This window comes from Niveispirillum cyanobacteriorum (assembly GCF_002868735.1).
Taxonomy (GTDB): domain Bacteria; phylum Pseudomonadota; class Alphaproteobacteria; order Azospirillales; family Azospirillaceae; genus Niveispirillum; species Niveispirillum cyanobacteriorum.
In genome coordinates, this window is the sequence record NZ_CP025611.1 from 751904 (window position 1) to 772169 (window position 20266).

The window sequence follows — 20266 nt, forward strand, 5'->3', positions numbered from 1 at the left end:
TTGTTCCCGCTCGCCAGGAAGAAAAAGAAGGATGCCGACCCGGCGGATGGCGGAAGTGCGGCCGTGTTGGCGTCCCGTCTGGGGGCCAAGCGGGAGAAGCCGGCCAAGGCGCATGACCGGTCGCCAAAGAAGGATCGCAAACGCTGGTCCTTTGGCCGCAAGGGCAAGAAGGTCAAGGGCGGTGACGACCTGGATCTGTCTTTCATGGCAGATGACAGTGGGTCAGCGGATGATAACGGCGGTGACGCGCCGATAAAGGCCGCCCGGAAGTTGCCGAAACCGTCGCCGCCGGCTGTCGCCGCGATGGTCGTGGTTCTGGCCCTGGCTGGCACCGCCGGCTGGCTGGCGATTGAGGCCCCGCACACGATGGAGCGGCTAGAGGCGGCCCGCGGTCTGGGGCGGTCGGTTCCGGTTATGCTGCCGGATGGCAGCCCGCGCTTTGCCGATGCAGCGGAGGCGGCACCGGCAGAGGATGTGCCGCTGGACCCGGTGGATATGCCGGTCACCCTGCAACCGTCGCGCAATGATCAGTTGCTGGAACGGCTGCGCGTGGGCCGGGTGCCCCGCGTGGCGGCGGATGGCACCACGCCCTGGCAATATTACGCGCGTCCTTTCCCCCAGGATGACAAGCGCCCGCGCATTGCCATCGTCGTGACGGGCCTGGGACAGGCGGCGGCGGCCACGCATGAGGCCATCGACCGGCTGCCGGGTGCCGTAACCTTCGCCTTCACCCCATCGGGGGAGAATTTGCAGACGCAAGTGGATGAAGCGCGTGGCAAGGGGCATGAGGTGTTGTTGTCGGTACCAATGCAGCCGCTGGGTTATCCCGCCAACGATCCCGGCCCCAACACGCTTCTGTCCAACCTGTCGGACGAGGAGAATGCGCGCCGGCTGGAGGCCAGTCTGGCGGCCTTCACGGGCTATGTCGGCGTGACCTCGAAGACCGACAGCGGCACTGATTTCCTGACCCAGCGGGAGAGCCTGCGCGGCGTACTGTTGCAGGTGCAACGCCGGGGGCTGGTTTATCTTGACCTTTGGCAGGTATCGGGCAGCAAGGCGGCCTCGGTCGCCAAGGAACTGTCGCTACCTCGCGCCATCAGTGATTTGCAGATCGACCGCATCCCGTCCGGTATCGGCATCGATGCGCAACTGGCGCAGTTGGAACGGTTGGCGCAGGCCAATGGCGTTGCCGTGGGATTTGTGGAAGTGACAAACCCCGTCAGCCTGGAACGCCTGTCGGCATGGTCCGCCAGTCTGCGCGACCGTGGGATTGTTCTTGCCCCGGTCACAGCCATCGTGAATCGGCAGGCCGACCGCTAAGATATCAGGCGCCCGTGGGCCGCTGCATCATCATGGCCTTGGAGACGACCAGGGCAATGTTCTCCCCATCCACCTCAAACGATTTGTTGGCGGTGCGGGGCAGGGGGATTTTGATCTTGCGGCAGAAAACGATCAGCATTGCCGCGATCTCGTTTTCATCCATTTCCACTTCGCGGTAGGTGCTGGACCCCATGGCCTGCACCTTGACGCCGAGGATCAGCGGATCCGCGCCACGGATGACAATAGGACCCAGCAACCCAGGCGGCTGCTTGGTGGGAAACAATTCGCGATAGGTCTTCACGGCTTCCCGAATGGCTTCGGGGGAAAACATGATGTGGCGACTGTCGACGATCATGGGGGGCAGTATTTCCGGTCAGGCAATGAAGGGCACGAATGTCGCAGACCAAGGTCGGGGATGAAACCACACATACGTTCCGGTGATTCTGGGCACAGAATGTGGCGTGGTGATCTCCGGCTTTTCTATCCCAATCGTACAGGTCGATCCATAAGCGGATGGGAATAGACTATCGGGTGCACTACCCAAAGCGGAAAAATATGGGGAGGCTACAAAATGTCCGGTCGATATCAGGCCATGCATGAACGGTCCCTGTCAGACCCGACGGGTTTCTGGGCGGATGCTGCACGGGCCATCGATTGGGATACCTTCCCAACCACCATCCTGGATGACAGCGACAAGCCTTTCTACCGCTGGTATCGAGGTGGCCGGCTGAATATCTGTCATAATGCCCTGGATCGGCATGTGGCGGGCGGACGGGCGGAACAAGCCGCCCTGATCTATGACAGCCCGGTGACGGGCGTGAAGCAGACCCTGACCTATGCTCAGCTGCTGGACAAGGTGGCACGCTTTGCCGGCGTGCTGCGTGATCTGGGCGTGGGGAAGGGCGACCGGGTCATCATCTATATGCCCATGATCCCGGAGGCAGTGGTGGGCATGCTGGCCTGTGCCCGCATAGGGGCGGTGCATTCGGTGGTGTTTGGCGGCTTTGCCCCGCACGAACTGGCGACGCGCATCAACGATGCCACGCCCAAGGCCATCCTGTCCGCTTCCTGCGGGATCGAGGGGACGAAGGTCCTGGCCTATAAGCCCATGCTGGACGCAGCCATCGACCAGGCCAGCCACAAGCCCGACCATTGCGTGATCTTCCAGCGTCCGCAGGCAGCGGCCAGCCTGATCCCCGGTCGTGACATCGATTGGGATGAAGCTGCCGCCACTGCCGAACCCGCAGACTGCGTGGCGGTGGAGGCGACGGACCCGCTTTATGTGCTTTATACCTCCGGCACGACGGGGCAGCCCAAGGGGGTGGTGCGGGATACCGGCGGTTATGCCGTCGCCCTGAAATGGACCATGGAGCATTTCTATGGCGTGAAGCCGGGAGAGGTGTTCTGGGCCGCCAGTGATGTCGGCTGGGTCGTCGGGCACAGCTATATCGTCTATGGCCCGCTGCTGCATGGCTGCACCACGCTGGTTTACGAAGGAAAGCCCGTGGGAACCCCAGATGCCGGCGCCTTCTGGCGGGTGATCTCGGAGCATAGGGTGGCGGTACAGTTCACGGCTCCCACCGCCTTCCGTGCCATCAAGCGTGAGGATCCAAACGGCGAGCTGCTGGGCCAGTATGACATGTCCTGCCTGCGCGCCCTGTTCCTGGCCGGTGAACGGTCGGACCCGGATACGCTGAACTGGGCCGAAACCCACCTGAAGGTGCCGGTCATCGATCATTGGTGGCAGACGGAAACCGGCTGGCCCGTGGCGGGCAATCCGCTGGGTATCGACCTTATGAAGGTGAAATATGGCAGCACCGCTGTCCCACTGCCCGGCTGGGACATCCGTGTGCTGGCACCGGATGGGACGGAGGTGAAGCGGGGCGATATTGGCGCCATCGTGGCCAAACTGCCCCTGCCGCCAGGCACACTGCCGACCCTGTGGAACGCGCGTGACCGCTTCTTCAAAAGCTATCTGGCCGACTTCCCTGGATATTACCAGACGTCGGATGCCGGCTTCATCGATGAGGACGGGTATATCTATGTCATGGCCCGTACCGATGACATCATCAATGTCGCTGGCCATCGCCTCTCGACCGGTGCGATGGAGGAGGTGCTGTCCGGCCATCCGGACGTGGCGGAATGCGCCGTGATCGGCGTGGCCGATGACTTGAAAGGCCAATTGCCGCTGGGCTTTGTCGTGTTGAAGCGTGGTGTGGACCGGCCCCATGCCGACATCATCAAGGAAGTGGTGAAGAAGGTACGCGACGAAATCGGCCCCGTTGCCGCCTTCAAACAGGCCCTGGTGGTGGAGCGGTTGCCCAAGACACGGTCGGGCAAGATCCTGCGTGGCACCATGCAGAAGATCGCCGACAGCGAGACCTGGAAGATGCCGGCCACCATCGATGATCCCGCCATTCTGGGGGAGATCGGCGAGGCGCTGAAATCCGCTGGCTATGCGAAAGGATAGGATAAGGGGTGCGTTAATTCGGCAACAATGATGACGATTTCTTTACGGTTATCGTTGTCATGCTGACAAGCCCGGTTGACCGGGCCGCCCCACGCACATAGGGTCGGCTTGCTCGTTCGGCAGAGTTGAACGGGTGGGGCTTCAGGGAAACGGGTAAAAAATAGAGGGCCGCCAACGTAGCGGCCCTCTTTTTATTTGGCACTGCTATCAGCCCTGATCTTAGGCCGCAGCCGCCGTCGTGGTGGCCGGGAGGGCGGCGGGCGTCAGGTTGTTGATCTGAATGGTACGGGGCTTCATGGCTTCCGGCACCTCACGCACCAATTCGATATGCAGCAGGCCGTTTTCCAGCGCGGCATTGTTCACGCGGATATGGTCGGCAAGCTGGAAACGGCGTTCGAAGGCGCGGCCCGCGATGCCGCGGTGCAGGAAGGTGCCGGCCTGCTGTTCCTTGGCCTTGCCCTGCACGATCAGCAGATTGGGATGGGCGGTGATCTCCAGATCACCCATGCCGAAACCGGCGACCGCCATCGTGATGCGGTAATTATCGTCGCCCAGCTTTTCGATATTGTACGGGGGGTAGGCGTTCTGGCTGTTATCCTCGCCGTTCAGCGCGCTTTCCAGCAGGCGCGTCACACGGTCGAAACCGACGGTGGAACGGAACAGCGGCGACAGATCATAGCTACGCATAGGTATCCTCCAAGAGCGATACGTTTAAGGTACGGGGTTCCCGACATCGGCCAACCCCTTGGTTCAGTGAGAATTTCCGACCCCGTTCGCGGGCGCCGTCCTCACACTGCAAGACTTAAGAAACGTCCAGCCCGCCTTCAAGGGGCCATGTCCCAAAAAATGGTCACATGCCGGAAAGGCGCGAAGAAGGCCCCGGCACCTACTTTCGCCGCAATTGTCAGCCGGGATGGATGGCCCCACACTGAAGCAACGACAGAGGCCGGTCCCGTGAGCGGACGGCCTGGAAGGAGCCGCGGGTGAACGGACCAACAGCTTTCTTTAACCGCGCGTACGACGAGACCATGTCTCTTCTGGTCGAGGCGCGGAACTATGTCGCCTATCAGGAGGCAGCAGACCAGCGCGGTCTGCCGCCAACCGTCCGTCTTCAGGTATCCTATGAAAGCATGCGGGTGACCAGCCGCCTGACCCAGGTCATGGCCTGGATGCTGGCGCAGAAGGCGGTGCATGCGGGCGAAATAACCCCGGCACAGGCGGTGGGCGATGATTACGCCCTGTCAGGCGGGGCCGTTTGTGCCGACCCGTCGGGGCCGGAAAATCTGTTGCTGCCATCGGCCCTGCGCTCCCTGCTGGAACGCAGCCATAGTCTTTACATGCGCACGACGCGCCTGGAAGAAATGGTCCGTCGCGCCGTGGCGTGAAGAGGCGGCCTGTTGGCCGCCGCCCTGTGCCTTGTCTTAATCGAACAGCGCGTCGATATCGGCCTGCGAGATGCTGGCCTTCGTATTTTCCTGCGGACCATGCAGGGCCAGACCATCATCATGCTTTGAGATGTTCGGCGGAAGGGGCAGGGCCTCGAATTCCTTGCTGTTCCAGACCGACATCATGCCATCGATACGTTCTTCGATGAAGGCCAGCGCCTGCACCACCTTGGTGATGCGCTGGCCCGTCAGATCCTGGAAGTTACAGGCTTCGAAGATGCGCAGGGTGACGTCGTTCAGATCCTTCAGGCGGCTGTTCTGATAGCCTTCGGGCAACTGCGACCGCACCTCGTTGACGATATCCTCGATCTCCTCGGCGGCGGAGATGATGCTGTTCGTCGCGGTTTCCGTGGAGCGGACCACGGCGGACAGTTGTTCACTGGCCTCCATGAACGTGTCCTGGTTGGACAGCGGGTGACGCAGCGCCGCCATCTCCACCTTCGTGGCCTTGATGCGGCCTGCGATGTCGGAGATTTCAATCTGGATCTTTTCGATCTGGGTATGATCGACGGTCAGGAAACGGTCCAGCTTGGCGCCCAGGGCGCCGATGGCCGCCATCACCTCGCTATTGTCCATTTCGACATGAACGGGTGCCGGCGGGGGCGGGGGAAGGGCGGGGCCAGCGGCTGCCACCTCACCGCCACGGTTTGGCGCCCTCTTGGCCATCTGGATTTCCGCCATGAAGGGCCGTCGCGGCGTCTGCACCATTCCCATCTCTCCCCCGTCACACAAGAACGCCGTCACCCGACCTGTCCAAAAGGCTTCATACCATCGGGTGCGGTAAACGCTTCCGCACTGTGACCGATGCGGCGAGCGCCTGCAAGACGCGATCAATGACCAAAAGATGAAGAGAGTGAACCGGCACTCACGCCGTTTTTCCGCTCTCGTCGCGGATCCAGCGGCAACCTGTAGGGCCGTTGCCCGCCGCCAGCGCCGTGCCAAGTGCCGGTAGCAATTCGGACAGTGCTTCTTGCGTCTTCCAGGGCGGGTTCACCAGAATCAGGCCAGAGCCATTCAGGCGGCCAGACTGGTCATCGTCGGACCAGCAAAGTTCAGCGGCCAGCATCTTTGGAATGCCGGTATCTTCCAGCATCTGATGCAACTTCCAGACGGCGGCCCTGTCCTTCACCGGGTACCAGAGTAGATACTGTCCCGTGGCCCAGCGGCGATGGGCAAGGGCCAGGGCCGCCACCATCCGCTCATATTCGTCCGGGGCCTCGAATGGTGGGTCGATGATGACCAGACCGCGCCGTTCCTTGGGCGGTAGATGCGCCTTCAGCGAAAGCCACCCATCCATGTGATGCACCGCCACCTGCGCATCACCCCGGAACAGGTTCCGCAGCGTCTGCACGTCCTCGGCATGTAGTTCGGCCAGCAGCAGCCGGTCTTGTTCCCGCATCATCATGCGGGTGATCAGGGGGGAGCCGGGATAGGTGCGGATCGGCGACACGCCGTCATTCAAGCGGTTCAGCAGGTCGAGATAAGGCTTCGCCGCCTCCGGTAACCGATCGGCGCCGCCATCGGCCAATACACGGCGGATGCCGCGCAGTGCCTCGCCGGTGCGGGTCGCGGCCTGGTCATCCAGATCGTAACGGCCGATGCCCGCATGGGTATCCAGCACGAAGAAAGGCGCATCCTTGGTCCGCAGCCGGTCCAGCACCCAGGCGAGGACGGCATGCTTCATCACATCAGCGGCATTGCCGGCATGGAAGGCGTGGCGGTAATTCATCTCAGGCGTTCTTCGTGATCGTCTGTGCCTTGACGGGATTGGTCACGCCCAGGCGGGTTTCGCGAACCGTGATGTAGACGCCACTGGCGATCACGATCAAGGCCCCAACCGCCACCGCCGGGTGCGGAACCTCACCCCAGATCAGGAAGCCATAGCCGGTTGCCCACAACATGGCAGTGTAATCGAACGGTGCGATCACCGCCACCGGTGCCCCACGATAGGCGGTGGTCAGTAGCACCTGGGCCAGCCCGCCGATAATGCCCAGCAGGGCCAGCATGGCGGCATCACGCGGTGTCGGCATCACGAATTCCCGCGACATGGCGATGCCGGCCACAATGATGCCGGTGGCCATGAAATAGAACACGATGCTGGTGCTGGGCTCCGTTGCCGACAGCCGCCGCACCGAAATCATGGCGCATGCTGCCAGGAAGGAGGAAGCGAGGCCGAACAGGCTGCCGATCGCCTGCGTGCCGCCGGTCATGATGCCCTGAAACAGGGCGGCGTCTGGCCGGACCATGATCAGCACACCTGAAAAACCGACGATCAGCGCCAGTGCCCGCCGCCACCGCACCTTCTCACCCAACACCAGAACGCCCAATGTCGTGGTCCAGAGAGGGGCCGTGAAGGCCAGGGCCGAGGCATTGGCCAGGGGCAGATAAGTGATGGCGGTGAATCCGCAGGTCATGGAAATGACGCCGATGACACTGCGCGCCAGATGGCCCAGCGGCCTTTTCGTCCGCAGCGACATCAGCCCACCCGCGCGCCAGATCAGCGGCAGCAGAACCACCATGGCGAACAGCGCCCGGAAGAAGATGATCTGGCTGACCGGATAGCGACCACCCAGCCATTTGATGCTGGCATTCATGGCGCTGAACAGGGTGACAGCAGCAATCATCGCCAGGATAGCGCGGGCGACAGGCGGCAATGTGGAAAGACGCGGCATGGACAGGCGGTTTCAGCGACCGTGATGGCAGAACATCATGGGTGCGCCAAACCAGGGCCAGAGACCAGCCAATCGTTCACATGGCTGACATGGGCAGCCGTGTTGATTTTATTTTAAAGATTCAAAGGCGTGTGGATGCGCCGTTCCCGGAGATCAGCCGACGGGCGTGTTCTCGTCGTGCTTTTCAAACGCCCGGCGGGTGCGCGGACCCACCGCCGGCGGGTCGCTGACATCGCACTTGCCAGTGGTGCTGATCAGTTCAGCACTGCCCTGCGCCCCCAGGCTGACCAGCTGATTCTTGATCTTGCACTGGTAGGAAGCAGCCTTGACGCCCGACGACCCGTTATAGCGGGTGACGGCGGCAGCCCAGCTGCCAGTCTCACGGCGGAGGCTGACCAGATACTTCGCTGCATAACGGACATTGGCTTCCGGGTTCACGATCTTTTCGACCGGGCGGAAGGCCTGCTTATGATGGGCCAGCGAAAGCTGCATGCAGCCGGCATAGACATTGCCGCGCAGGTTACCCTGATTGTCGCGCAGATAGGTGGCGGCTTCTGCCTCCGTCCGCGGGAACATCACGCGGCCACGCACATTCATGATGAACGGGCTGGGCGTGCCGCCACCGCCGCTTTCAACCAGCGAAACGGCCAGCAGGATACCCTTGGGGATATTGAATTCCTTCTCCGCATCGACGATGTGGTCAAGACAGCCAGCGCGGGCCGGTATCGCCAGGATCATCAAAGCGATCAGGAAGGTAAAGGCGAGGAGCAGGCGGGAGTCCGGGCGGGAGCGGGTGGCAACGCGGGATTGGCGCATCGTCATCTCAATCGTCCCCTTTGGTTCCGGTCTTCCGTGGCGGGTTGCCCCGCCGGTTAATCCCGCTTGCGTGCGGGCCCTGCAATCAGACCACCGTTACTGGAATGCGGTGGTCGCTCCCTCAAAGTCACCGGCTTCATGCGCCGTCCGCATACCAATCCCAGAATTGACGCATTGGGTCAACCAAGAATCGTCCTGATTGATGCGTCTTTGTCACAGATCAAAGAAAATTGGGCCTTTAGCGCCTCCGGAAGCCGTCTCTCATGGAACGACACTCATGCTATAGGGCGGGTGAACAGGTTTCACCACGCCTTGCCCGTCCCAGGATTCGCCATGTCGGATACCGTCGCCCGCGCCTATGAATTGCTGCATGCCCAGGACCGCGCGGGGGCCATGGCCCTGCTGCGGGAGGATAATGGTCTTGAGGCCGCGGGCCTGTTGGGAGAGCTTTTGCTGGAGGATGGGCAGGCGGGGGAGGCGGCGGGCGCTCTGTCGCGTGCGGTGGCTGCTGATCCAGACCACATTCCCTGGCGCCGTGCCCTGGTTACTGCCCTGATGATGGCGGGCCGGGAGGAAGAGGCGTTATCCCAATGCCGCGACCTGCTGACCCGCCGCCCCGACGATGCCGTGGGACAGGTTCGGATGGCCCGCCTGCTGCTGGATGGGGGTGAACGGGATGCCGCCCTTGGCCATGCGCGCGAGGCGCGGTTCCTGGCCAAGGGCGATCTGGACATCACGACCGCGACCGCCGCTATTCTGACCGATGCCGATGAGGCATTGGCTGCCGTAGAGATCCTGGATGCCGCCCTGCGTCAGGCCCACCCCGCAGACCCGGCCCAGCCCTTCGGATGGGTGGCGTTGGGCAAGGCATGGCTGCATCTGGGGGAACCGGAGAAAGCGGCCAAGGCATGGCAGCATGCATTGGAGATGGATGAGGCTGACCCCGCCGGCGCCACCCCGCTGCTTGCGGGTGTGGCCGGGGCCGGGGCGCAAACCTCCCTACCGCCGGCCTTCGTGCGCGCGTTGTTCGATACCTATGCCGACCGGTTCGACCGCGAACTGGTGGGCAAGCTGCGGTACGACGCACCGCAGGCCCTGCGGCAGTTGCTGCTGGATCAGGGGGGGCTGACGGGCTTGCGCGTGCTCGATGCCGGCTGCGGCACCGGTTTGGCTGGCGTTGCGGTTCGGGACATGGCCTCTTACCTGGCGGGATTTGACCTGTCACCCCGCATGGTTGACAAGGCCCGCACGCGGGATGTCTATGACGCCCTATGGGTGGGGGAACTGGTGGGGTCCATGGCGGAGCGGCCAGAGGCGTTCGATCTGGTCCTGGCGGCGGATGTGCTTGTCTATATCGGTGATCTGGCGCCGGTGATGGATGCCGCCGCCACGACCCTGGTTTCCGGGGGCCGGTTCGCCTTCACCTGTGAGCGCAGCGACGGGCCGGGATTCCAACTGCACGAAGGCCGGCGTTTCGCCCATGGGGAGGCACATATTAGAGATGCTGTGGCTGCCGCTGGTCTGACCCTGACGCATCTGGCCTATCACAGTACCCGTATTGACCGTGGACAGCCGGTTCCGGGCTGGATCGCGCTGGCAGCGAAGGCCTGATCAGGCGACGGTTACGGTCCAGGGATCGTCACGGCCCTCGATATGCCATTCAGCCAAAAGGTCGCCATTGTCCTGGCTCGTCAAGGTCAGGTAATTGCGCTTGGCCAGCAGGCGGCGTCCGTCCGCATCCATTGGCTCCATGGACAGGGTCAGCCGATCGAACAGGCTTTCCCGCCGCCCGGCCAGCCGTTCTATGACGCTGACGCCAATCCCTTCGGGTGGCGGATGCACGATGCCGGAGCTGACAAGCTGTCGGATGCGTAGGCCGGGGCTGGTCAGCATTCCATGGGCCGCCAGATGCACCTCCCCCGACAGGATGGTGACGCGTACGCCGCTGCGCCGCGCGAAATCGGTGAGCATCCGCAGAACCCGCAGCCATTCCTCACGATGTGCGGGGCTGCGCCACTGATCGCGCAGATCATCCTCCATCGCCTGCCGCCCCGGCAGCAGGTTCAAGAACCGTTCGGCCAGTCCGAAACCGGGAAAGATCAGCGGAACCGACGACATCAGCAGCAGGTGGCGGCAGGACGCAAACCGATCCAGCCATTCCGGCAGGGCGGCCAGAGTCTGCGGCGACATGACCTGATCCTCCGTCCGCTCGCTGCGCAGATCGGGGGCCAGCACGCCGACACCGTTCAACATCAGGGCCTGACTGAACGAGGGTGGTCCATCGGCCAGCAGCGTGTCGGCGGGGTCATCATCGCCCATACCGATCTGGAACAGGCGGAAAGCGCGGCGGGCCGCCTCGTAAATCGCCCGATAGGCTGGGCTGTCCAGCAGTTCGGGCGGGTGGGAGCCCCAGCCATCGATAATGTCATGGTCGTCCCACATGCACAGCGATGCGACGCCGCTTTGCAGGGCCGCCGGTTCGGCTTGAGTCCAAGCATGCAGGTATGTCGCCAGATACCAGGCATCCAGCTGTGCGGCCAGATCCGGGCCGGCGGACAGGCCCAGGCGCTTCATCAGCTTGGCTTCCGACAATGTGCGCAGGGCCGGCACCCGTTCCCAAAGGCCATCGGCATAGACCTGATCGCCGCCCATCAGCAGAAGATGCAAGGGGCTGGACCGATGCCGGCCCAGCAGGCGTGCCCAAAGGGCATTGCGCCGCAGTCCGGCGGCCTCAATGCTGTCCTCATCCTCGCAGCCACCGCAACTCACAAAGCCGATGCGCGGCGCGATGGCGGTGCCGGGCACCGACAGCATCCATCGCCGCTCATCCTCCGCAAAGCCATAGGTGGCGCGGCCATCCTGCAGCCCGCGCGGTACCGCGAAATCATAACGCCAGAGGCGCAGCGTGCCGGGCGGGCAGGGGACACCCACTGGCCCCACTGGCGGCATGTCCTTCCATTCATGCAGGAAGCGCGGGGGTACGGCCAGGCCGACGCCCTCCACCCGCAGATCGGGCGGTTCCGCCTCACCCGCCAGCAGGAAGACCGCAGACACGCGCCAGCGCTGCCCCGACCCCGTGGCCCCCTGGGCGCCACGGGCGCGCAGCAAGGGGCCCATCAGGATGACGGGCGGTTCCGTCTTCTGTCGGGAACGCCGGGGTGAAGGAGGGGGCGGGGAACTCATCATCCTCGAAATGCGGTGGCGGGCGTGAAAGGTCAAGCCTGTAACAGTTTGACAAGGTTGATGGCCCAAGGGCCGGTCACCGCTTTTTCCCATTGCCAAGCGGTCGGCGGCAAGGCGGAATGGTGACATCTTTCTGTCATTGCCGTTGTTGAAAGCCTGCCCACCATGGATGCCCGTTACCGTTCCCGCGAAATTGGCCGCAAGGCCGAAGATGTCGACGCGCTGAAACGCTCTTTCCTGGAATGGCTGGTCTATTCGGTGGGCAAGGATGCCAAGACGGCGACGCGCCGCGACTGGTTCACGTCGGGCGCCTTGTCGGTGCGCGACCGTGTCGTCGATCGCTGGATGGACACGACGCGCGGGGTTTATGCCGCTGATGCCAAACGTATCTATTACTTCTCCATGGAATTCCTGATTGGCCGGCTTCTGTCCAACAATTTGGACAATCTAGGCCTGACGGAGGTCTGTCGGGAGGCGGTGGACCGGCTGGGCCTGCGCCTGGAAGAAGTGCTGGATGCCGAACCCGACCCGGCGCTGGGCAATGGCGGTCTGGGCCGCCTCGCCGCCTGCTTCCTGGACAGCATGGCGACGCAGCATCTGCCGGCCTATGGCTATGGTATCCGCTATGAATATGGGCTGTTCGAACAGCGGTTCGATCAGGGTTTTCAGGTGGAGTTCCCGGACAATTGGCTGCGTTTCGGTAACCCGTGGGAGTTTGCGCGGCCGGAGGTGCTGTACCCGATCCATTTCCATGGCCGGGTCGAAACCTATCTTGACGGGGCCGGCGTGGAGCGCCGCCGCTGGGTCGACACCGAAACCGTCCATGCCATGGCGTTTGACACGCCCGTCGTCGGTTACGGTGGCGAAACGATTAACACACTGCGCCTCTGGTCCGCCCGCGCCACCCGTGATTTCAACTTCCACCATTTCAATGATGGCGACTATCTGAAGGCTGTGGAAGGCAAGGTCCTGTCGGAGAACCTGTCGCGCGTCCTCTACCCCAACGACGCGACCGAGGTGGGGCGCGAACTGCGGTTCAAGCAAGAATATTTCTTCACCAGCGCGTCCATACAGGACATCCTGCGCCGCTACATGCAGCATCATAAGGATTTCGATGCGCTGCCGGAAAAGGCGGCCATTCAGCTGAATGACACGCATCCGGCCATCGGTATCGCCGAACTGATGCGTATCCTGATCGATATCCATGGGCTGGATTGGGATAAGGCCTGGGACATCACCCGCCGTACCTTCAGCTATACCAACCACACCCTGCTGCCTGAGGCGCTGGAAAGCTGGCCGGTTGGCATGATGGAACATGTGCTGCCCCGGCACATGCAGATTATCTACGATATCAATGCCAAGTTCCTGCAAGGGGTTTGGTCTCGTTGCGATATCGATACAATCCGTCGCCTGTCGCTTATCGACGAGAATGGCGGGCGGCGGGTGCGCATGGGCGGGCTTGCCTTCCTGGGCAGTCACAAGGTGAACGGCGTGTCGGCCCTGCATACCGATCTGATGAAGCAGACGGTGTTTGCCGACTATCACCGTCTGTTCCCCGACCGCATCACCAACAAGACCAACGGCATCACCCCGCGCCGCTGGTTGCATCAGGCCAACCCCGCTTTGTCCCGCCTGATCAGCAGCCGCATCGGCGATGGCTGGATCACTGATCTGGGGCAGTTGGCCGCCCTGAAGGACAGGGCAGGGGACGAGATATTCCAGGAGGAATTCAGACGCGCCAAACGTCAGAACAAGAAGCGTCTGGCCGCCTATATCGCCCGACACCTGCGCATTGATGTCGATGTCGACAGCCTGTTCGACGTGCAGGTGAAGCGCATCCATGAATATAAGCGGCAGTTGCTGAACCTGCTGCAGACGGTGGCGCTCTATAATGAGATCCGGGACAATCCCAACCGGGACTTTACCCCCGTCACCAAAATCCTGGCTGGCAAGGCAGCACCCGCCTATCACCAGGCCAAGCTGATCATCAAACTGGCGAATGACATTGCCAAGGTCGTGAATAATGACCCGCTGGTGCGCGGGCGTCTGAAACTGGTGATGCTGCCTAATTACAATGTCAGCCAGGCGGAAATCATCATGCCGGCCGCCGACCTGTCGGAGCAGATTTCAACGGCGGGGATGGAGGCGTCGGGCACCGGCAATATGAAGCTGGCGCTGAACGGTGCCCTGACCATTGGTACCCTGGACGGGGCCAATGTCGAAATCCGCGACCATGTCGGCGCCGACAACATCTTCATCTTCGGAATGACCGCGCAGGAGGTACAGGATCTGCGGTCGGGTGGCGGATTTGACCCGCGGGCCGTCGTGGGAGCCAACCCGCATTTGAAGCGTGCGCTGGACATGATCGGCAATGGTGCCTTCAGCCCCGATGACCCTGGACGTTTCCGCCCCATTGTCGATGCATTGCTGTACGGCGACCATTTCCTGGTCACCGCCGATTTCGAGGATTACCGCAACGCCCACGCCGCCGCCCGCGCGCTCTATCGCGACAAGGCGGAATGGACGGCCAAGTCCATTTTGAATACCGCCGGTATGGGCTGGTTCTCTTCCGACCGCACCATCATGGAATATGCGACAGAGATCTGGGGCGTGGCACCGGTGCCGCCGGTTGGGGAGGCAGCGGATTGACCGCAAGTGCCGGGGTGTCCGTCCGGATACCCCGGTCTTCACGCATCAGTTCCGCCGCTTGAACCGTGACCCGATCTCGGCCTCTTCGTTTTCATACTGATAACCGAAGGTCTGCTTCTGACGGATCAGGGTGCCGGGATCGCCCACCGGCACTGTCGGCTGGTAACGCCATGTGCGAACGGCCTTTTCAACCGATGTCGCATATTGCGGGTTACCGGACTTCTCCAGAATCTTGGTTTCCTTCACCCTGCCATCGGCGGTTGACACCAAGAATTCGATGGTCACCTGACCTGAGACGGAGATGCGGTTGTCCGGTGTGTCCGGCACCTCCCGGAACAGCGGTTTCACCTCACCCTCCGGCACCGGCAACCCGCGCGTCGCCTCGACCCACTTGTCCTCCGTCACGCTGTCCCCACGCTTGAAGGCCATATAGGCCAGCATGCCATAGGTGGGGCGCAGAACCGCCTTCACCGCCGCGTCTTCCTGACCAATACCCCTGTCCGCAACGGAGATGAACATGGCCTCGGCCTCATCCTTGCGACCGGTTTCCATGGTCAGCAGGGCATGTTCATAATCCACCATCAGGCGGACGACATGATTGGCCGGCACGGCCTGGGCCACGGCGGAGGCGCGATCCAGGTACTTGCGGACATCAACGATGTCCATGGCACCCTTCAACTGCCGCGCCTGGGTCAACAGGGCGTTGACATGCCCCACCGATTCCGCGCCGAAATTCTTGGCATACAGGTTGATGACCTGATCCTGTGCATCGCGCGCCGCCTCGAAATCCCCGGCACGGATCAGCGCCAGCGACAATTGCTCATGCACGGCGATCAGGGTTCCATCCTCCGGACCGACATGGCGTTTCAGAGCCACGATGGCTTTGCGGATAGTGCTGGGGGCAGCCCTATCCTTGCCGGTACGCAGGAATATATCGATGGCATTCAGCAACAGCCGTTCATGGCTGGCCGCCTTATAGGTGGGGGATTGCTCATAGAGTTCGGCTGCCTGCCAGGCCAGATCGAAGGCCTCGTTCAGCTTGCCCTCATTCATCATCGCCACGGAGGCCTTGTTCGCCTCCTGCCATGTCATGGCCGATGCCGGCAAGGATGAAAGCAACAGGGCACAGACAGCCAGACTGGCAATACGCACGGAAACCCCCGGAAAGACATTGCGGGCTGCACGATATCTTTCCGAGGGCTGGCATTCAACGCAGTAGATTGCATGATTTAAAATTCATGCAATCGTATGGTGTGCTTTTGACCTGTCAGCTTGCCGCGTTGCTGACGCTCTGCCGCACGGTGACCAGCGATCCGGCTGACCCTTCGGTCGCGGTGGGCTGGAACCGCCAGTTCAGAATGGACTTGCTCATGACGGATACATATTTCGGATCGCCGGAGCTTTCCAGAACGCGCACTTCCTTGACCTTGCCGTCGGCGGTGGACACGCGCAGTTCCATGGTGGCGGACCCTGTCAAGCCGCTTTCGATGCTTTCCGGGATGGACCGGAACAGCGGCTGCGGACCGCCGGCATGCTGCGGCAGGCCACGCGTGGCTTCCACCATGCGGTCCTCGGTCTGCGGATCGCCTTCGCGCTGCGCAATGAAGGCCAGCATGCCATAGGCATCACGGGCCAGGCTGCGCATGGCGACATTCTCCGATGCCCGCGCCTGCTTCACGATGGAACGCAGTTGCGCGCCGGCAGCACTGTCGCGACCAGCATCAATGGCACCCATGGCCTGCTCAAACTCCACTTGCAGGCGGATGGGGTGATCGGCAGGCAGGCTCTTCGTCAGACCGTCGATCCGGTCCAGATAGCGCTGGGCCGTGGCCGCATCGCGGGCCGCCTTGGCAGTACGGACCAGTTCCAGCTGCGCATTCACGCTGCCCACGCTGTCGGCGCCATAGTTCTTTTCATAAAGCGTGGCCACGCGCTCATAGATCAGCTTGGCCTTGGCCTTGTCGCCCAGCGCCAGATAGGATTTGGCCAGTTGTTCATTCAGCGCGATGGTTTCCGGTGCCCCCTCGGGCACATGCCGGCCAATGGCCGTCAGTGCCTTCTGCAGCATTTCCGGTGTCTTGGCCGGATTCTGGATCTGCAGGAAAATGTCGGCGGCGTTCAGCAGCAGCCGTTCATGGTTGCTGGGCTTGTAGTTGGGGGCCTTCTCATACAGTTCTGCGGCCTGCCACGCCAAGTCGAAGGCTGGCTGCAACTTGCCTTCCACCATCAACGCCACAGAAGCCTTGTTGGCTTCCTGCCAGCTGGATGCGGCCTGTACTGGGCCAGCCAGCAATAGCGCGCACGCTGCGACGGGGATCAATTTCGTTGCAAACATGCAACCTCCTGGGAATGTCAAGTAAAAAGTTAAATGTAACTTACGATGCTTTGCATCTCCGCTCAAGCGGGGAAAGTTTGGCTCGTGCAATGTTTCTGCCTTTGCGTTCGCCCTGCGTCGCGCGCTGCCCAGCCTTGTGATGGGGCTGCACGGATTTCGCTGGTGCAACAGCGTGGTTTCCGTCATGGTCCGTGCCGTAACCGAGTGGCTGTGGGGCCCCCGGTGGCCACCCATGCCACCAACAAGATACGCCCCGAATGATGAGAGTCGGGTCGTGTCGCTGCCCATCGCCCTGATGGTGCCGCCCTTCGCTTTCCGAACCAGCAGAAGCCGCTCCGAAGCGCAACCGCCAGCGCCGGGATGACCCGACGTTTGGCATCCCTTGCGCTCCAACCCGCGTCCGGACCCGTGAAGGGCCGGCGGTGCGGAGCGTTTGGCTTTGTCCGAAGAAAGCACGTTCCTTGACCATTACCTTTTCCGATCTCGCTCTTCCCGCTTCCCTGATGCAGGCCGTGGCCGAGCTGGGCTATGTCAACCCGACCCCGATCCAGGCGCAGGCCATTCCCGCCGCGCTGGAGGGCCAGGATGTCGTGGCATCCGCCAACACCGGCACCGGCAAGACCGCGGCGTTCGTGCTGCCGGCGTTGGCCCGTATCGCCGCGTCGGAGCGTCAGGCCGGTTCCTGGGGCCCGCGCGTCCTGGTGCTGACCCCGACCCGTGAACTGGCCAGCCAGGTGCTGGAGCAGGTTCGCCTTCTGTCCAAGTTCGGTCGTATCCAGACGGGCACCGTGCTGGGCGGCATGCCCTATCGCGCCCAGATCGAAATGCTGCGCCGCCGCGCCGACCTGATCGTCGCCACGCCCGGCCGCCTGATCGACCATCTGGAAAACGGCAAGGTTGATCTGTCCTGCATCGAAATGCTGGTGCTGGACGAAGCCGACCGCATGCTGGACATGGGCTTCCGCGACGCGGTGGAGCAGATTGCCGGCGCCTGCCCCGAAGGCCGCCAGACCCTGCTGTTCACCGCCACGCTGGACCGTACCGCTGAAAAGCTGGCTGCCAGCCTGACCAAGAACCCGGTGCGGGTCGATGTGGCCGGCAAGGCCGTCACCAACACCTCCATCGAGCAGCGCTGGCTGCGCGCCGACGGGCTGGACCACAAGCACAAGCTGCTGGCCCGCCTGCTGGAGGATGAGGCCTTCGGCAAGGGCATCATCTTCATGGCCACCAAGGCCGATTGCGATGTGATGGCCGACCGCCTGTCCGAACAGGGCCATCGCGCCATGCCGCTGCATGGCGACATGCAGCAGCGCGAGCGTAACCGCGTGGTGCAGTGGCTGCGCGACAGCCGCATCAATGTGCTGGTCGCCACCGACGTTGCCGCCCGCGGCATCGATATTTCCGATCTGTCCCACGTCATCAATTTCGACCTACCCCGCGTGGCCGAAGATTACGTGCACCGTATCGGCCGTACCGGCCGGGCCGGCGCCACAGGCGTGTCCTACAGCCTGTTCACCCGCCATGACCGCAACCTGGTCCGCGCGATTGAGCAGTACACCGGCCAGCCGCATATCCAGACCACCCTGCCGGGCCTGGAGCCGATGCCCGAGCCGGAGCGCAGCAAGTTCCGTCCCGGCGGTTCCGGTCCCAAGCCCTATGGCGCCCGCAGCAACCAGGCTGGCAAGCCCTATGGCAACAAGGGCGGCTATGGCGGCCAGCGCCGCGAAGGCGGCTGGGGCGGTGAGCGTCGTGACGGTGGCTATCAAGGCGGTGGTGAACGTCGTGACGGCTTCCAGGGCGGTGAGCGCCGTGAAGGCGGTTTCCGCGCTGAACGCCAGGATGGCGGTTACCAGGGCGGCGAACAGCGCTCGCAGAGCGAGCGTCTGGGCGGCTGGCAGGGCGAACGCCGCGAAGGCGGCTTCCAGGGTGAGCGTCGTGAACGCCGCGACTTCCAGGGCGAAGGCCAGCATCAGGGCGGCGAGCGCCCGCAGCGCGCCTGGACCCCGGACACCACCCCCGTCGCTGGTGAGGGCCGTGGCCCCCACCCCCACAAGGCCAACCCCTACAAGCCCCATGCCGGCAAGGGCCGTCCCCATGGCCATGGCGGCGAAGGCCGCGCTGACTTCCGCGACGCGGGCCAGGGCGGTGAAAAGCGCCGCGAATTCCGCGGCGAACGCCAGGGTGAAGCCCGCGCCGAGGGTGGCAACGCCCCCACGCGTCGCCCCTTCCGCCAGGGTTGATGCAAGGGCTTCCCTGTCTCACCATCTCTGCTATTCAAATGCAAACGCCCCCATCCGGACCGGATGGGGGCGTTTTGTTTGGGCGGCTCTCGCGTGAAATGTATTGTGGTCGGCAGATACCGGTGAACGGTGACGCTTGCCTGTGCATCATATTGAAACAAGTGGCAAAATCGGTATGATTCTGTATTGATTGTGACGTGTAATCCCTTAAAGGGCTCAAATGTCCAAAATACTCCTAATCGGCGGTTCCGGATATATTGGGACATTTTTGTTACCGCGCCTTATTGCGCGGGGGTTCTGCGTCGATGTGTGTGACATGGGGCTACGTGGTCATCCGCCTGGTCCGGTCCGCTATCCTTTTCCATATGCACAACTTACGGCCCAGGATCTGGAGCCATACGCGAATGTCCTGTGGTTCGCCGGTCATTCCAGCGTCATGACAGCGATCAACGATCCCTGGGGTGCATTGCTCAACAATTGCCTTGAATTGGTGGCGTTGCGATCAAAACTGCCGCCGGATTCAAGGTTGATCTATGCCAGTTCAGCAAGCCTCTATTCAGCAGCCGTCAGTGATCAAGGGCCGGATTTGCCGCTTTCGCGTGAGGATCGCGATCTTGTTGTTAATATTAACGCTTATGATATGTCTAAATTTGTCTTTGACTATATTGCCAAGGGATTTCTGAAGAATTTCATTGGGCTGCGTTTGGGAACAGTTTCTGGCTGCTCGCCGAATATGCGCCCTGAATTGCTGTTCAATGCCATGAATATCTCGGCGCTGAAGGAACGGCGTGTCCGTGTCGCCAACCCGCATGCGTTTCGCAGCATCCTGTTTCTCGACGATCTTTTTGCAGCAGTTCATGCATGCCTGTTACGTCCCGCGCTTCAGGACGGCTTCATCAATCTGGCAAGTGCAACCATGACTGTCGGAGATCTGGGGGGGCAGATCGCTGAATTTCATGGAGCAGCGATTGAGATGATGCCATCGTCGCCGACTTATTCCTTCAAGCTTGATACAAGTAAGGCGCAGGAACAACTCGGCATTATGTTCGACGGTGACATTGCAAAACGATGCGTCCAGTTTACTGCTGAAATGATACCGGCTCGCCCGGTTTAGCTTTTGCGCCTGTGAGGATGGA

16 protein-coding genes are annotated in these 20266 nt (G+C 62.3%); 7 read left to right on the forward strand and 9 right to left on the reverse strand.

All coding sequences use genetic code 11. The features are described from left to right. The first annotated feature begins 63 nt into the window (after positions 1 to 63). Positions 64 to 1320: a divergent polysaccharide deacetylase family protein gene (locus tag C0V82_RS03350; RefSeq protein WP_158659706.1), complete on the forward strand. Its 1257-nt coding sequence runs from the start codon at positions 64 to 66 to the stop codon at positions 1318 to 1320. Positions 1321 to 1324: 4 nt separating this feature from the next. On the opposite strand, the gene C0V82_RS03355 is transcribed toward C0V82_RS03350, so the two are convergent. Continuing rightward, positions 1325 to 1675 (reverse strand): hypothetical protein, encoded by a 351-nt coding sequence (locus C0V82_RS03355; protein ID WP_054169499.1) that lies wholly within the window; start codon positions 1673 to 1675, stop codon positions 1325 to 1327. Between the two features lie 216 nt (positions 1676 to 1891). Between C0V82_RS03355 and C0V82_RS03360 the strand changes: the two genes are divergently transcribed. Then, on the forward strand, positions 1892 to 3790 hold the full coding sequence (locus C0V82_RS03360; RefSeq protein WP_102111116.1) for a propionyl-CoA synthetase: 1899 nt from the start codon (positions 1892 to 1894) through the stop codon (positions 3788 to 3790). A gap of 219 nt (positions 3791 to 4009) precedes the next feature. Here the strand turns inward: C0V82_RS03360 and C0V82_RS03365 are convergent, their stop codons facing one another. Then, positions 4010 to 4477, reverse strand: coding sequence for an Hsp20 family protein (locus C0V82_RS03365; protein WP_102111117.1), 468 nt, complete (start codon positions 4475 to 4477; stop codon positions 4010 to 4012). Between the two features lie 296 nt (positions 4478 to 4773). Between C0V82_RS03365 and C0V82_RS03370 the strand changes: the two genes are divergently transcribed. Continuing rightward, the gene (locus C0V82_RS03370) at positions 4774 to 5175 is read left to right on the forward strand and encodes a DUF1465 family protein (protein ID WP_102111118.1); all 402 of its coding nucleotides are present in this window, start codon (positions 4774 to 4776) and stop codon (positions 5173 to 5175) included. 36 nt (positions 5176 to 5211) lie between these two features. Here the strand turns inward: C0V82_RS03370 and C0V82_RS03375 are convergent, their stop codons facing one another. The 4 genes from C0V82_RS03375 to C0V82_RS03390 form a co-directional block, all read right to left on the reverse strand. Then, positions 5212 to 5943, reverse strand: a complete 732-nt coding sequence (locus tag C0V82_RS03375; protein ID WP_245924139.1) for a protein phosphatase CheZ — start codon at positions 5941 to 5943, stop codon at positions 5212 to 5214. Between the two features lie 157 nt (positions 5944 to 6100). Then, positions 6101 to 6964, reverse strand: a complete 864-nt coding sequence (locus C0V82_RS03380; protein WP_102111119.1) for a 23S rRNA (adenine(2030)-N(6))-methyltransferase RlmJ — start codon at positions 6962 to 6964, stop codon at positions 6101 to 6103. A gap of 1 nt (position 6965) precedes the next feature. Next, on the reverse strand, positions 6966 to 7907 hold the full coding sequence (locus C0V82_RS03385) for a DMT family transporter (protein WP_102111120.1): 942 nt from the start codon (positions 7905 to 7907) through the stop codon (positions 6966 to 6968). 153 nt (positions 7908 to 8060) lie between these two features. Next, a complete protein-coding gene (locus tag C0V82_RS03390; RefSeq protein WP_102111121.1) occupies positions 8061 to 8729 on the reverse strand; it encodes a transglycosylase SLT domain-containing protein in 669 nt (222 codons plus the stop codon). 327 nt (positions 8730 to 9056) lie between these two features. Here C0V82_RS03390 and C0V82_RS03395 point away from each other — a divergent pair, with 327 nt between their 5' ends. Then, a complete protein-coding gene (locus tag C0V82_RS03395; protein WP_158659707.1) occupies positions 9057 to 10334 on the forward strand; it encodes a methyltransferase domain-containing protein in 1278 nt (425 codons plus the stop codon). Here the strand turns inward: C0V82_RS03395 and C0V82_RS03400 are convergent, their stop codons facing one another. Further along, a complete protein-coding gene (locus C0V82_RS03400; RefSeq protein WP_102111123.1) occupies positions 10335 to 11840 on the reverse strand; it encodes an alkaline phosphatase D family protein in 1506 nt (501 codons plus the stop codon). A 231-nt stretch (positions 11841 to 12071) separates the two neighbouring features. Here C0V82_RS03400 and C0V82_RS03405 point away from each other — a divergent pair, with 231 nt between their 5' ends. Continuing rightward, positions 12072 to 14555 carry a glycogen/starch/alpha-glucan phosphorylase gene (locus C0V82_RS03405; RefSeq protein ID WP_102111124.1) on the forward strand — a complete coding sequence of 828 codons (2484 nt, stop codon included), beginning with the start codon at positions 12072 to 12074 and terminating at the stop codon, positions 14553 to 14555. Positions 14556 to 14600: 45 nt separating this feature from the next. Here the strand turns inward: C0V82_RS03405 and C0V82_RS03410 are convergent, their stop codons facing one another. Together C0V82_RS03410 and C0V82_RS03415 are read right to left on the reverse strand one after the other, a co-directional pair. Then, positions 14601 to 15707 (reverse strand): energy transducer TonB, encoded by a 1107-nt coding sequence (locus tag C0V82_RS03410; protein ID WP_158659709.1) that lies wholly within the window; start codon positions 15705 to 15707, stop codon positions 14601 to 14603. Between the two features lie 115 nt (positions 15708 to 15822). After that, entirely contained in the window at positions 15823 to 16890 is a 1068-nt protein-coding gene (locus tag C0V82_RS03415) for a hypothetical protein (RefSeq protein ID WP_158659710.1), read from the reverse strand. A gap of 461 nt (positions 16891 to 17351) precedes the next feature. Between C0V82_RS03415 and C0V82_RS03420 the strand changes: the two genes are divergently transcribed. After that, positions 17352 to 19130 (forward strand): DEAD/DEAH box helicase, encoded by a 1779-nt coding sequence (locus C0V82_RS03420; RefSeq protein ID WP_199772459.1) that lies wholly within the window; start codon positions 17352 to 17354, stop codon positions 19128 to 19130. A gap of 220 nt (positions 19131 to 19350) precedes the next feature. Then, positions 19351 to 20244 carry an NAD-dependent epimerase/dehydratase family protein gene (locus C0V82_RS03425; protein WP_102111127.1) on the forward strand — a complete coding sequence of 298 codons (894 nt, stop codon included), beginning with the start codon at positions 19351 to 19353 and terminating at the stop codon, positions 20242 to 20244. Positions 20245 to 20266: the final 22 nt, after the last annotated feature.